The following is a 12,335-nucleotide window of genomic DNA, read 5'->3' as shown; positions in this document are numbered from 1 at the left end:
AGTTTCCTCACTTTACAACCTTCTCGATAAAATTCCGAATAGAAGACAAGCCATCTGGCGTTCCAATACTCTCTGGATGGTACTGGAAGCCATAAATTGGAAGTGTTTTGTGTTGAATCCCCATGATAGCTTGGTCATCAGTCGAACGAGCTGTCACTTCAAAGTTTTCTGGCATTTCTTCAATCAAAATACTGTGGTAACGCATGACTGCACGGCCAGCCTCGATGCCTTGATACAAAACAGATGGCTCTTCAAAGTTGATATTGCTCTGTTTCCCATGCATGACTTTGGGAGCCAAACCTAGCTTCCCACCAAAGACTTCTGCAATGGCTTGGTGGCCCAAACAAATCCCAAGAATCGGCTTCTTACCAGCAAAGTCACGAATCATGTCTTCCATCTTTCCAGCATCAACTGGCCAACCAGGGCCGGGCGAAAAGACCAGACCATCTGCTTTTTCAGCTTCTTCATACAGCTTGGGATCATCATTTCTCAAAACCTGAACTTCTGCAAAATTCCCAATGTATTGGGCCAAGTTATAGGTAAAAGAATCATAGTTGTCAATCAATAAAATCATGGTCTTAGTTCTCCAATTCTAGTCATAGATTTAGCCTTGTTAATGGTTTCTTGGTATTCGTTTTGGGCGATAGAGTCATAGACAATCCCTGCCCCAGCCTGAACATAGGCTGTTTGATTTTTGAGAATCATGGTTCGGATGGCAATGGCGAAATCCATATCACCCGTCGCAGACAAGTAGCCGATTGCTCCTGCGTATACGCCCCGTTTTTCCGTTTCCAGTTCATAGATGCGTCTCATCGCTCGAATCTTTGGTGCTCCAGAAACGGTTCCAGCAGGAAGTGTTGCTTTCAAAGCATCCATAGCAGTGAGTTCTGGAAGCAAACGCCCCTTGACCACACTGGTCAAATGCATGACATAACGGAAAAGCTCCACTTCCATATACTTGGTTACTTGGACACTGGCCGTTTCAGAGATGCGGCCAATATCATTTCGTCCCAAGTCTACTAACATTCGATGCTCTGCTGTTTCCTTCTCATCCGAAAGCAGGTCTGTCGCCAAAGCCTTGTCTTCTTCATCCGTAGCTCCTCTTGGTCGCGTACCTGCAATCGGATTGGTTGTCACGATGCCATTTTTGACAGAAACCAAACTTTCTGGACTAGCTCCGATGATTTGATAATCCCCAAAGTCATAGAAATAGAGGTAATTCGATGGATTGGTCACGCGAAGATTTCTGTAGAAGTCAAATGGATTTCCAGTAACCTCTGCTGAGAAGCGTTGACTAAGCACGCATTGGAACATATCTCCATTTCGAATCAAGTCACGAGCGGTTTCCACCATTTCCTCAAACTTCTGAGGAGCGATATGGGGTTTGAAGTCTAACGGAGATAGATCCAAGTCTTCAAATTCATTTGGAGCAGGAATGCGTAATTCCTCAAGCACTTGGTTCAAGGCTTTTTCCAAGTCTTCTTGACTACGCTCACTATAGAGAGCATCCTCGATGACATGGATTTTTTCCTTCTTGTGGTCAAAGACCATGTAACTCTCATAGACAAAGAAATGCATGTCTGGCGTTCCAATTGTATCTTCAGGAATTTGACCAATTTCTTCATAAAGCGAAATCATATCGTAACCAACAAAACCAATGGCTCCCCCACCAAAAGGTAGGTCTGAATGGTGCTGGCTCTTATGAGTCACTTCATAAAGGAAATCCAAGGGATCCCGATCAATCACTTGACCATTTTGATAAAGAACTCCACTTTCAAACTTAATCTCAAAAACTGGATTATAGGCTAAGATAGAAAAACGAGCGGTTTCCTTGTCTCTCGGAATACTCTCTAAGATAACCTTGTGTTGCCCCTTTAGGCGCATATAAGCCAAGATTGGTGATAAGACATCTCCATGAATGATTCGTTCCATTGTAATTTCCCTTTCAGTTCTACTTCTAGTCCGTGGCGACTGTATGAAAAATCCCCACGCAAAATAACTTGCGTGAGGACGAAATTCGCGGTGCCACCTCAATTATAGGATTTCTCCTATCTCTCATTCCTGTCTCAGAAACCTCCTGTAACAGGTTGTGCGATAAAGGGCACTCCCTTGAGAATTATGTTTTCTTCTCTCGTTTCAGATGGACCCAACCTTACAGCTTTCTCTGCTTGTTTTCAGCAACCACAAGCTCTCTGTGAGAGAAAAGACTGTAATTTTTCCATCTATTATTTTTTAGCTTCTAGGTAGTCCGCAATTGCAGCTACGTCCTTGTCTCCACGGCCAGAGACATTGATAATGATAATGTCGTCTTTACTTAGTTTCGGTGCACGTTTAACTGCTTCTGCAATAGCGTGCGAACTTTCAATCGCTGGGATAATTCCTTCAGTCTTGCTGAGAAGGAGGAGAGCCTGAACAGCTTCTTCATCCGTCGCAGCCACATATTCCACGCGACCTGAATCTTTGAAATAGGCGTGTTCTGGTCCAACCCCTGGATAGTCCAAGCCAGCTGAGATAGAGTAAACTGGAGCTAGCTCTCCATCTTCCTTAAAGACTGCATAAGTCTTCATGCCATCAACAATTCCGATACTACCTTTTGTCATAGTAGCTGCGTGCTTGTCTGTGTCAAGTCCATGACCAGCAGCTTCGACTCCAACCAATTTAACTTCTTCATCAGCCACATACTGAGAAAAAGCGCCAATGGCATTGGAACCACCACCTACACAAGCAATAACGTAGTCTGGTAAACGACCTTCTTTTTCTAAGATTTGACGGCGAGATTCTTCACTAATGACCTTTTGGAACTCATGAACAATGGTTGGATATGGGTGAGGTCCCACAGCAGATCCCAGAACATAAAAGGCTTCAAGGTCATTCATCCATGCTCCAAAGGCTGCATCAACAGCATCTTTGAGGGTACGAGTCCCTGTTTCAACTGCGTGAATAGTTGCTCCCATCATCTCCATACGGAAAACATTGAGACGTTGACGTTCCACATCCTCTGCTCCCATGTAGACATCACAGGCCATACCAAACTTGGCTGCAGCCGCTGCTGTCGCAACACCGTGCTGACCAGCTCCTGTTTCCGCAATCACTCGTTTTTTGCCCATACGTTTGGCCAAAAGAATTTGTCCTAAAACGTTGTTGAGCTTGTGAGAACCAAGGTGGTTAAGGTCTTCGCGCTTGAGATAAATCTTAGCACCACCTAAGTGGTCTGTCAAACTTTCTGCAAAATAGAGCGGTGTTTCGCGACCTGAATAATCCTTCAAGTAATGGCGAAATTCTGCCAAAAATTCTGGATCATCCTTGTACTTGTCAAATGTCACTTCCAACTCATCCAACAAAGCTTGAATCGGCTCCGGTACAAAACTACCACCAAATTGTCCAAAATATCCCTTAGTTGTCATAAAATTTTTCCTCTTTCTGTATTGATTTCAAGATATGAAAAAGCCCACACACAGAAAATTACTCTGCGTGAGGGCGTTGGTAACGCGGTGCCACCTCAACTATAAAGGGACTATCCCTTTACATCTCTGCCTTGTCTAACAACAAGTTGCACTGTAAGGTGTGCGCACCGAATTTTCATTGTTTCAAATTCATTTTTAAAATCAGCCCACTTTCACTACTTCCAACCACCTGTTCACAATCACCACAGGCTCCCTGAAGATCAAAAATAGTTACTTTTCTGATTTGTTGAACTTATTTTAATACTTTGTTTTTTCTTTGTCAAGACTTTTTTACGATTTTTTTGATAAAGCTAGCACTTTTTCAGAAACTGTTTTGAAAGTCTCAATGATATAGTCCACTTCTTCATCGCTTAATTTAGTGTGAAGAGGGAGCGTAATTTCATTTTCAAAGAAGGCATAAGCCTTAGGATAATTCGCCATATCAAAGCCAAGATTCTTATAGGCTGTTAAGAGCGGAAGCGGTTTGTAGTGGACATTACTTGCAATTCCTGCTTTGGCCAATTCTTGAATGATAAGACTGCGTTCTTCTAATCTCGCTCCTTCTACATGGGTGATGTAGAGGTGGCGTGAAGATTCGACAGTATCAGTCTTATGTGCCAATGGATGGATACGAGAACCTGAAAAACCACGATCATAGCGGTCCACTATCTCCTTACGACGTTCTAGTAAACCAGGGTAACGGTCCAATTGTACCAAACCAAGGGAAGCCATGATATCGGTCATATTGCACTTGTAGGCTGGTGTGACGATATCGTATTCCCATGACCCCAGTTGCATCTTGGCAAGAGCATCTTTGGTTTGACCATGAAGGGAAAGGATTTGAAATTCCTTGTACATCTCTTCGTCATCAATCGCTTGATTGGCCTTCCAAGTCGCACTTCCACCTTCTGCCGTTGTAAAGTTCTTAACGGCATGGAATGAGAAAGAAGTAAAGTCAGCGATAGAACCAGCTGGTTGTCCTTTATAAGCAGATCCCAAAGCATGGGCACTATCAGAAACAATCACGATACGGTTAAAGGCCTTTTGCCACTTGCTTGAAGCGGTAAAGAGATCACGTTTCTTCTCCACTACTTGGAACAAACGGTCATAATCGCAAACAATCCCCGCGAGCTCTACTGGGATGATCACCTTAGTTTTCTCAGTGATAGCTTGCTCCAGCAAGTCATAGTCCATCTCAAAAGTATTTGCTTGAATATCCACCATGACAGGTGTTGCTCCTACGTGCGTGATGACACTACATGAAGCTGTATAGGTCATGGCTGGAACGATGACTTCATCACCAGGTCCAACTTCCAAGACGCGCAAAATCAACTCAAGAGCGGCAGTCGCAGAGTTAAGACAGACAGTCTTAGGCGTCTGTGTGTATTGAGACAAGCGACGCTCCAGTTCTTTTGTCTTAGGACCTGTTGTGATCCAACCAGAACGCAGGGTATCCGCTACCTCAGCAATTTCTGCTTCTGTAATATCGGGTGGTGAAAATGGAATATTGTAATTTGGCATTGATTTGCTCCTTTTATCTGTACTCATTTTCTCATGACTACTTTATTTTAGCACTTCAAACACGGTTTGAAACATGATTTTGATGTCTCCAAGGAAACTAAACTCTCGGAGATAGGCGAGGTTATAGCTCATCTTTTCAGGAAGGACGTGTTCGACATAGGCTTGGTCAACCGACAGACCTTTCTCCGTCATTTGACTGATGATAGCATCCTCATCCTTGTAGTTGATGCTGGCTGGAGAGGTAATTCCTGCTGGTAAGAGCAAGGTCGCCATCATTTCAGGGCTATACTGCTCTGTGTAGCGTGGCACTTCAGGTCGTGTACCGACAAAGGACATTTCGCCTTTAAGGACATTGACCAACTGAGGCAATTCGTCCAAACGCACACGGCGGATGAAATTGCCAACCTTGGTAATACGACTATCGTTAGCAGAAGTCACCAGACTCCCTTTTTTATCCGCATCCGTCACCATGGTACGGAACTTCCAAATCTTGAAAGGTCGATTGTACTGGGTCACGCGCTCTTGCTTGTAAATCACTGGCCCCTTGCTATCCAACTTGATCCAAATGCTCAAAATGAGAAAGATGGGAGAGGTCAGAACCAGTACAACCAAGGCCAAAACCCAGTCCAAACAACGCTTGAAAATCAGCGAACCCTTCCTTTTAGAGACAAGCTGGTAGTAAGACTCAACCTCGCTTGATTTCATTTCCACGGGCAAGTCTTCCCATTTCAGCATGCTGTTTCTCCTTTGTTTTTATTATACTATTTGTCAACATTTTTCATTATACCACAAAATGGAAAAGGCGGTGAAAGAAATCTGTAATTTGAAGGATTTCCTTCTTACACTCAATGAAAATCAAAGTACAGCTTTTAGGTTGCAGATAAAGATGACCTGGTTTTAAGAGATTTTCAAAGAGTATTAGGCCATTGCCCCTGCCTGCAAGCTATACATCTTGTGATAGGTTCCTCCCAGAGCCAAGAGTTCTTCATGGGTTCCACTCTCTATAATGCGCCCCTTGTCCAATACGTAGATACAGTTGGCGTCTTGGATGGTCGAAAGACGGTGGGCGATGGCAATGGTTGTTCGTCCCTGTCTCATCTTAGCCAGAGAAGCTTGAACCAGACTTTCTGTTTCAGAGTCAATATTGGCTGTCGCTTCATCCAAAATCAGAATTTTAGGCTGACTGGCTACTGTTCTAGCAAAGGCCAGAAGCTGACGCTGACCAGTAGAGAAGCTCGACCCACGCTCGGAAACAGGGGCGTCATATCCCTGAGGAAGTTCTTGAATAAAGGAATCTGCATCCACGAAGGCTGCAGCAGCCTGGACCTGCTCATCACTAATGTCTTGGTACATGGCGATATTGGACTTAATGGTCCCATGATAGAGGAAGGGTTCCTGCAAGACCAGCCCGATATTTTTTCTCAGTTCTTCTTGACTGTAGTCCCTAATATCCACATCATCCAAGAGAACTCGCCCTGACTGAAATTCATAAAAGCGCATGAGGATATTGATGATAGAAGATTTCCCTGAACCTGTATGCCCCACAAAAGCAATGGTCTCACCCTTATTAACGGAGAAGGAAATGTCATCCAGAATCGGATGTTTGCCATCATATGAGAAGCACACATGTTCAAAACGGATATTTCCTTCTTTGACTTTAGCCTTCCCATCTTCTTGAAGTGGCTCATAGGTCCTCTCATCGATTAAGGCAAAGACACGTCCTGCAGACACCATAGACGTTTGCAGGGTTGAAAAGTTTTGCGTCACCTCAATCAAGGGGTCAAAAAGGCGGTTGATGTACTGGATAAAGGCATACATGGTTCCAGCTGTTATTCCCAAATAAAGTCCACGATAGCCAAAGTAGGCCATCAAGACAGCATAGCCTAGAAGTTTCAGCAAACTCATGGCAGGTCTCAAAAAGAGGGCATCCAAGGCTACAGAACGGTTGGCATAGACCAAGTGTTCTCGGTTGATCTCATCAAATTCCGCCTGCAGGCGCTTCTCTTGATTAAAGGCCTGGATAATCCTGATTCCCTCGATGTTTTCTGCCAGCTTGCTATTGATATCTGACAAGAGACTTCTGGTTTTCTCAATGATTTTCACTGATTTTTTCCGATAGAGATTGACCAAAAGGAAAATCAAGGGGAGAAAGAGCAAGACTAAAGTCGTCAAACGAAAATCCAACACCAACATGGTATAAAGGGTTGTCAGAAAGATGAAAACTGCTGAGATGAAGCTAGATAAAATCCCTGAAAACATATCGCTGATGGTCTCAGTGTCATTTGTCAAACGAGAGACGATAGATCCTGCTGGCGTCTTGTCAAAATAAGACATGCCCAATTTCTCCATATTGTCAAAGGCATCCCGACGAATATCCCTAACAATACTGTAAGACACCCGCGCAAAGAGAAGATTGCCGACATACTGGACCAGAGTTTGTAGGATATAAAGGCCATAGTAGGCCAGCAAAACGGTCACAGCGAGTTGGTTGAGATTGCTGAGATACTGGTCAATAAAGTGGGAAGCGACAAGGGGAATGACACTTTTTATGATTGTAGTCGCTAGGAGAAAACTAAGTGCCAAAAAAGTCAGGAGTCCATAAGGCTTGAGATAAGACATCAAGCGCTTCAATACAACCCATTGTTCTTGTTTATTCTGCATCTTCTTCTCCTTTCATTTCCAGCTGCTGAGACTGGTAGGTTTGAGCATACCAGCCATCCATGGCTAGTAGGTCTTCGTGCGTGCCTCGTTCGATAATTTGACCATTTTGCAGGACTAAAATCAAATCTGCATGGACAACTGCACTCAGGCGATGAGCCGTAATAATGGTTGTCTTGTCCTTTCGCGTCTCCTTAAGGTTGTCGATAATCGCATACTCTGTCTTGGCATCCACGGCCGACAAAGAATCATCCAAAATCAAGATATCAGGGTCTAAAATCATAGCTCGACTCATGGCCAGACGCTGCTTTTGACCTCCAGAAAGACTGACTCCTTTTTCACCAATCAGCGTATCAAATCCCTGAGGCATGGCTACAATGTCTTGGTAAACTTGGGCTAGCTTGGTCGCTTCCTCGACCGCTGAAAGTGGTAAATCAGGATTCCCAAAGCGGATATTGTCTAAGATTGAAGTCGCAAAGAGGAACTGGTCTTGAGGAACATAGCCCATAAGACTACGAAGATCTGTCAGACGATAGTCACGAATACTATGACCGTTTAGGTAAATATCACCCTTATCCACATCGTATTCACGCAAGAGGAGCTTGAGCAAGGACGTTTTCCCAGAGCCTGTCTGCCCGACCAAGCCCAGAGTTTGCCCTTTTTCTAAACTAAAGTGAATATCCGTCAGTGTTTCCTCATTTTCAAAGGCAAAGCTGTCAATAGCGTACTCCAAACGCCCATTTTCGATACCATCTAGAGGAAACTCAGGGTCTTGTACAGGTGATTCCTGAGACAAAAGTTCCTCAATCCGCTGATAGGAAACCTTCCCTCGCTGAGTGATATTAAAGAGAAAACCGATTGCCATGAGAGGCCAAACCAGCATATCCAAGTAGCTGATAAAGGTAACTAGATTCCCAACGGTAATCTGCCCCTCCTGAACCATCAAGGAGCCAACCAAAAGCGTTAAAACATAGGAGGAACCAACAAACAAGAGAACCATGGGGTCAAAGAGACTATCGTATTTCATGGTTTGGAGGTTCTTTTGGAAGGTCAATTCATTGACTGCCTGAAAGGACTTGAGCTCGTCCGCCTGGTAACCGAAAGACTTGGTCACTTTAATACCTGATACGGACTCCTGCACCTTGTTATTGAGTTCGGAAAAGGCGGCTTGCGATTCGCCAAAGGCCTTGTGGGTCTTTCTCCCTAGACGACTGGTCGCATAAGCCATGAAAGGCAGGGGAAGAATGGTAACCAAGGTCATCTGCCATGAAATGCTAAAGAGCATGGTCAACAAGGTCACTAAAGCTGTGATTGATGCATCCACCGCAGACATTACTCCTCCACCTGCTAGACGAGTCAAGGCATTAATATCATTGGTTGCGTGTGCCATCAGGTCCCCCGTCCGATAGGTTTGATAAAAAGCTGGAGACATTTTTGTGAAATGCTCAAATAAGCGAGAGCGCATAATCTGTCCCAGACGGTAGGAAGTCCCAAGAATATACATACGCCAAACATAGCGCAGATAGTACATCCCAAAGGCTGCAAGCAGCAGGTAAAATAGGTCAAGAAGGAGGGCCTGCTGGGTTAATTGTCCCGATGTGATGGCATCAATGACCCGCCCCATAACCATAGGGGGAATGAGATTGAGGACGGAAACCAAAATCAGGGCCACAATCCCGACTAGATAACGGCGTTTTTCTAACTTGAAAAACCACCAAAGTTTTTGAATAATGGACATAAAATCCCTTTCTGATTGCAAATGGAAACCTGAGGCCAATACTCAATGAAAATCAAAGAGCAAACTAGGACACTAGCCTCAGGCTGCTCAAAGCACTGCTTTGAGGTTGTAGATAGAACTGACGAAGTCAGTAACCTACATACGGCAAGGCGACGTTGACGCGGTTTGAATTTAATTTTCGAAGAGTACAAGACCCCAGGTTTTTCTTATTCATAGGTTACGACTGTGACCGCACCCTTGTCATACTCAGCGATAAAGATATTGGCAACATTGTCATGCCCTTGCTTGCTGAGATTATCAAGCAGCCACTCTTCGCTACGACCAATCGATTCCAAAACATCTACTTGGATCACACCGTCAGTCACAACTGGATACTTAGGATTTTCATCTCCCATTTGTACCACGATGAGTTGGCCATTTTGCTCCTGCACAGCTCGTTTGACTTGTTTCATCTGGAAAATCCCTTGGCTACGAAGCTTGAGGGCTACATCCGCTGCAGACAAGCCAACTGAACGACAGGCTTCTGGGTCAATCTTCCCATTTTTAATGAGGAGAGTTGGTTTTCCATCAATCAAGCGTTTGACAAAACGAACATTGTTATTGAGCCACTTGAGGGTCAAAACTAAAATCGTCCACATCATCAAAATCACTGCATACTGGAGAATACTGATAGAACTATTGTAAATCACCCCACCAATGATACCACCAAGAACATAGTTCTGAATTTGGTCTGTCGCAGAGTTAGGCGCCAAGTTTCCCTTTCCTGTCACATTGATAACAAAAACAAGCGAGAATAGACCCAGAGCCAGTTTGATTAAAATTTCCATATAGTTGAGTGTCATTTGTTTACCTCCACCAATTCAATAGCATCTGTTCGATTCAATTCTAATTTCTCTAAAAGATACTTGTCTGGTTGGCTTCCGTTCATGGCGCGGTAGAAATTTGAACCTACCTTGACAAGCGCTCCATCAGTGGTTGCAGAAGTATTGACATAAACTTCTGATTTATCCACTCCCAAGTCTTTGGAAACAACCTCTATGAAATGAAGGGAGGTTTGAAATTGATTGTTAGAGGCTTGATTGGTCTGGTATTTTGAAATTGTCACCAAAAGCATGGCTACTAAGGTCAAGGCTAAAATCATGACCAATTCCCGAAACTTAGTCCCCTTTTTATCACGATAAGCCTTAAAAGCAAAAAATCCTGTGATAGCTAGGAGCACAATCCCAAAGCCAATCATGATGCCATTTTGCTGACTAATTTGACTAAGCACATAGTCATATGAGTAAAATTTCATTTATTTTCACTCCCTTTCATAAAATCATTCTTACATTATAAACAAAAGAGAGTGTTTTTTCAAACCATACGTTGGGGAAATAGACCTTTTTTTGGTATAATAAAATCTATAATCTGAATGAAAAAGGTAACTTTATGAAACTCATCTCATGGAATATTGATTCCCTCAATGCAGCCCTAACTAGTGACTCAGCTCGTGCCAAATTGTCCCAAGAAGTACTACAAACTTTGGTCGCTGAAAATGCTGATATTATCGCTATCCAAGAAACCAAGCTTTCTGCCAAGGGTCCTACAAAAAAACACTTGGAAATTTTAGAAGAACTCTTCCCAGGCTACGAAAATACGTGGCGCTCTTCCCAAGAACCTGCCCGCAAAGGCTACGCTGGTACCATGTTCCTCTATAAGAAAGAACTCACCCCCACTGTCACTTTCCCAGAAATCGGTGCCCCTTCTACCATGGACTTGGAAGGTCGTATCATCACTCTAGAATTTGATAAATTTTTCGTGACCCAAGTTTACACACCAAATGCTGGCGACGGTCTCAAACGCTTGGAAGAACGCCAAATCTGGGATGTCAAATATGCTGAGTACTTGGCTGAACTAGACAAAGAAAAACCAGTCCTTGCGACCGGTGACTATAACGTAGCCCACAATGAAATCGATCTTGCAAATCCTGCTAGCAACCGCCGTTCACCTGGATTTACCGACGAGGAACGTGCTGGATTTACCAACCTCTTGGCAACTGGATTTACCGACACCTTCCGCCATATTCACGGCGATGTTCCAGAACGCTACACTTGGTGGGCACAACGCAGTAAGACTTCTAAAATCAACAATACAGGCTGGAGAATCGACTACTGGCTGACAAGCAACCGCGTGGCTGACAAGGTGACCAAGTCTGATATGATTGACTCAGGAGCTCGTCAAGACCATACACCCATTGTCTTGGAGATTGAACTCTAAGGAGAAAACGAATGGACTATCAAGCCGTCATTCCTGAATTTGTAGTATCTGACATCGAAAAATCACGCCACTTCTACTGCGACTTGCTGGGATTTTCTGTCGAATACGAGCGTCCAGAGGAGAAATTTCTCTTCCTCTCGCTTGAAGACTGCCAACTTATGCTAGAAGAAGGCAGCGCAGAAGAATTAGCTCAGCTGACCTATCCTTTCGGGCGCGGTGTCAATATTTCCTTTGGCATTGCAGATGTTCCTCGACTCTATCAGAAAGTAATCGAGTCTAACTATCCTATTCATCGTCCTTTGACTAAAAGAGAATTTCGAGTTGGCGAACAATATATCTATCCTCATGAATTTGCAGTTTTGGATCCAGATGGCTATTTTTTAAGATTTAGCGAGTAGAAACATAAAGACTGAAGAAAAAGGCATATTGTCAAGTCTTGAAAAATCTTGATAATATGCCTTTTATGATGGAAAAACCTTCTAAATGTTAGTCAATAAGTTAATTCTTGCCTTTTTTTATTATATTTGTTCGTTTTTCAAACCAAAACACTAACAAAATATTTGATTTCTAAAGTTATTTAGTGTAAAATAAAAACATTGGCTCAAGCCTATTTGAAATTGAATATCATTTTACTTGTTTATGTCGTGAATTGGCACGACGTTTCTACAAGGTGCCGGAACACCTAACAATAAGTAAGTCAGAAGTGAGGTATGGTCGTT

General features: G+C 43.5%; 11 protein-coding genes, 1 riboswitch and 1 other annotated feature. Of the genes, 2 read left to right on the top strand and 9 right to left on the bottom strand.

From position 1 onward, the window contains the following. Positions 1-7: 7 nt before the first annotated feature. The 9 genes from DSY56_RS03075 to DSY56_RS03035 all read right to left on the bottom strand — a co-directional run bounded on the left by DSY56_RS03075 (position 8) and on the right by DSY56_RS03035 (position 10,654). Positions 8-574 carry an aminodeoxychorismate/anthranilate synthase component II gene (locus tag DSY56_RS03075; protein ID WP_112443827.1) on the bottom strand — a complete coding sequence of 189 codons (567 nt, stop codon included), beginning with the start codon at positions 572-574 and terminating at the stop codon, positions 8-10. Continuing rightward, the gene (gene trpE, locus DSY56_RS03070; protein WP_112443826.1) at positions 571-1,932 is read right to left on the bottom strand and encodes an anthranilate synthase component I; all 1,362 of its coding nucleotides are present in this window, start codon (positions 1,930-1,932) and stop codon (positions 571-573) included. Before trpE ends, DSY56_RS03075 begins: the two co-directional genes overlap by 4 nt. A 71-nt stretch (positions 1,933-2,003) precedes the next feature. Then, positions 2,004-2,229 (bottom strand) — a binding site (T-box leader). Continuing rightward, positions 2,226-3,404, bottom strand: coding sequence for a tryptophan synthase subunit beta (gene trpB, locus DSY56_RS03065; protein WP_112443825.1), 1,179 nt, complete (start codon positions 3,402-3,404; stop codon positions 2,226-2,228). It overlaps the preceding feature by 4 nt. 330 nt (positions 3,405-3,734) lie before the next feature. Next, positions 3,735-4,964, bottom strand: coding sequence for a DegT/DnrJ/EryC1/StrS family aminotransferase (locus DSY56_RS03060; RefSeq protein ID WP_200832347.1), 1,230 nt, complete (start codon positions 4,962-4,964; stop codon positions 3,735-3,737). Between the two features lie 42 nt (positions 4,965-5,006). Beyond that, the gene (locus tag DSY56_RS03055) at positions 5,007-5,699 is read right to left on the bottom strand and encodes a sugar transferase (protein ID WP_112443823.1); all 693 of its coding nucleotides are present in this window, start codon (positions 5,697-5,699) and stop codon (positions 5,007-5,009) included. Between the two features lie 183 nt (positions 5,700-5,882). Continuing rightward, positions 5,883-7,625: an ABC transporter ATP-binding protein gene (locus DSY56_RS03050; protein ID WP_112443822.1), complete on the bottom strand. Its 1,743-nt coding sequence runs from the start codon at positions 7,623-7,625 to the stop codon at positions 5,883-5,885. Then, positions 7,615-9,360, bottom strand: a complete 1,746-nt coding sequence (locus DSY56_RS03045; protein WP_112443821.1) for an ABC transporter ATP-binding protein — start codon at positions 9,358-9,360, stop codon at positions 7,615-7,617. The genes DSY56_RS03050 and DSY56_RS03045 overlap by 11 nt, the downstream gene beginning before the upstream one ends. 206 nt (positions 9,361-9,566) lie before the next feature. Beyond that, positions 9,567-10,202: a DUF421 domain-containing protein gene (locus DSY56_RS03040; protein WP_112443820.1), complete on the bottom strand. Its 636-nt coding sequence runs from the start codon at positions 10,200-10,202 to the stop codon at positions 9,567-9,569. Next, positions 10,199-10,654 carry a DUF3290 family protein gene (locus DSY56_RS03035; protein ID WP_112443819.1) on the bottom strand — a complete coding sequence of 152 codons (456 nt, stop codon included), beginning with the start codon at positions 10,652-10,654 and terminating at the stop codon, positions 10,199-10,201. The genes DSY56_RS03040 and DSY56_RS03035 overlap by 4 nt, the downstream gene beginning before the upstream one ends. A 134-nt stretch (positions 10,655-10,788) precedes the next feature. Between DSY56_RS03035 and DSY56_RS03030 the strand changes: the two genes are divergently transcribed. Both DSY56_RS03030 and DSY56_RS03025 read left to right on the top strand, forming a co-directional pair. Further along, positions 10,789-11,616: an exodeoxyribonuclease III gene (locus DSY56_RS03030; protein ID WP_112443818.1), complete on the top strand. Its 828-nt coding sequence runs from the start codon at positions 10,789-10,791 to the stop codon at positions 11,614-11,616. An 11-nt stretch (positions 11,617-11,627) separates the two neighbouring features. Then, on the top strand, positions 11,628-12,014 hold the full coding sequence (locus DSY56_RS03025; protein WP_112443817.1) for a bleomycin resistance protein: 387 nt from the start codon (positions 11,628-11,630) through the stop codon (positions 12,012-12,014). A gap of 215 nt (positions 12,015-12,229) precedes the next feature. Further along, positions 12,230-12,325, top strand: a riboswitch (purine riboswitch). The last annotated feature ends 10 nt before the right edge of the window (positions 12,326-12,335 follow it).

The sequence above is a fragment of the Streptococcus sp. 596553 genome (assembly GCF_900411395.1).
Classification (GTDB): domain Bacteria; phylum Bacillota; class Bacilli; order Lactobacillales; family Streptococcaceae; genus Streptococcus; species Streptococcus mitis_BA.
This window is presented reverse-complemented; position numbering and strand designations above follow the sequence as displayed.

Excerpts from the sequence above, each read along its gene's own strand:
- DSY56_RS03075 (WP_112443827.1), bottom strand. The coding sequence starts at position 574 with ATGATTTTATTGATTGACAACTATGATTCTTTTACCTATAACTTGGCC.
- trpE (WP_112443826.1), bottom strand. The coding sequence starts at position 1,932 with ATGGAACGAATCATTCATGGAGATGTCTTATCACCAATCTTGGCTTAT.
- trpB (WP_112443825.1), bottom strand. The coding sequence starts at position 3,404 with ATGACAACTAAGGGATATTTTGGACAATTTGGTGGTAGTTTTGTACCG.
- DSY56_RS03060 (WP_200832347.1), bottom strand. The coding sequence starts at position 4,964 with ATGCCAAATTACAATATTCCATTTTCACCACCCGATATTACAGAAGCA.
- DSY56_RS03055 (WP_112443823.1), bottom strand. The coding sequence starts at position 5,699 with ATGCTGAAATGGGAAGACTTGCCCGTGGAAATGAAATCAAGCGAGGTT.
- DSY56_RS03050 (WP_112443822.1), bottom strand. The coding sequence starts at position 7,625 with ATGCAGAATAAACAAGAACAATGGGTTGTATTGAAGCGCTTGATGTCT.
- DSY56_RS03045 (WP_112443821.1), bottom strand. The coding sequence starts at position 9,360 with ATGTCCATTATTCAAAAACTTTGGTGGTTTTTCAAGTTAGAAAAACGC.
- DSY56_RS03040 (WP_112443820.1), bottom strand. The coding sequence starts at position 10,202 with ATGACACTCAACTATATGGAAATTTTAATCAAACTGGCTCTGGGTCTA.
- DSY56_RS03035 (WP_112443819.1), bottom strand. The coding sequence starts at position 10,654 with ATGAAATTTTACTCATATGACTATGTGCTTAGTCAAATTAGTCAGCAA.
- DSY56_RS03030 (WP_112443818.1), top strand. The coding sequence starts at position 10,789 with ATGAAACTCATCTCATGGAATATTGATTCCCTCAATGCAGCCCTAACT.
- DSY56_RS03025 (WP_112443817.1), top strand. The coding sequence starts at position 11,628 with ATGGACTATCAAGCCGTCATTCCTGAATTTGTAGTATCTGACATCGAA.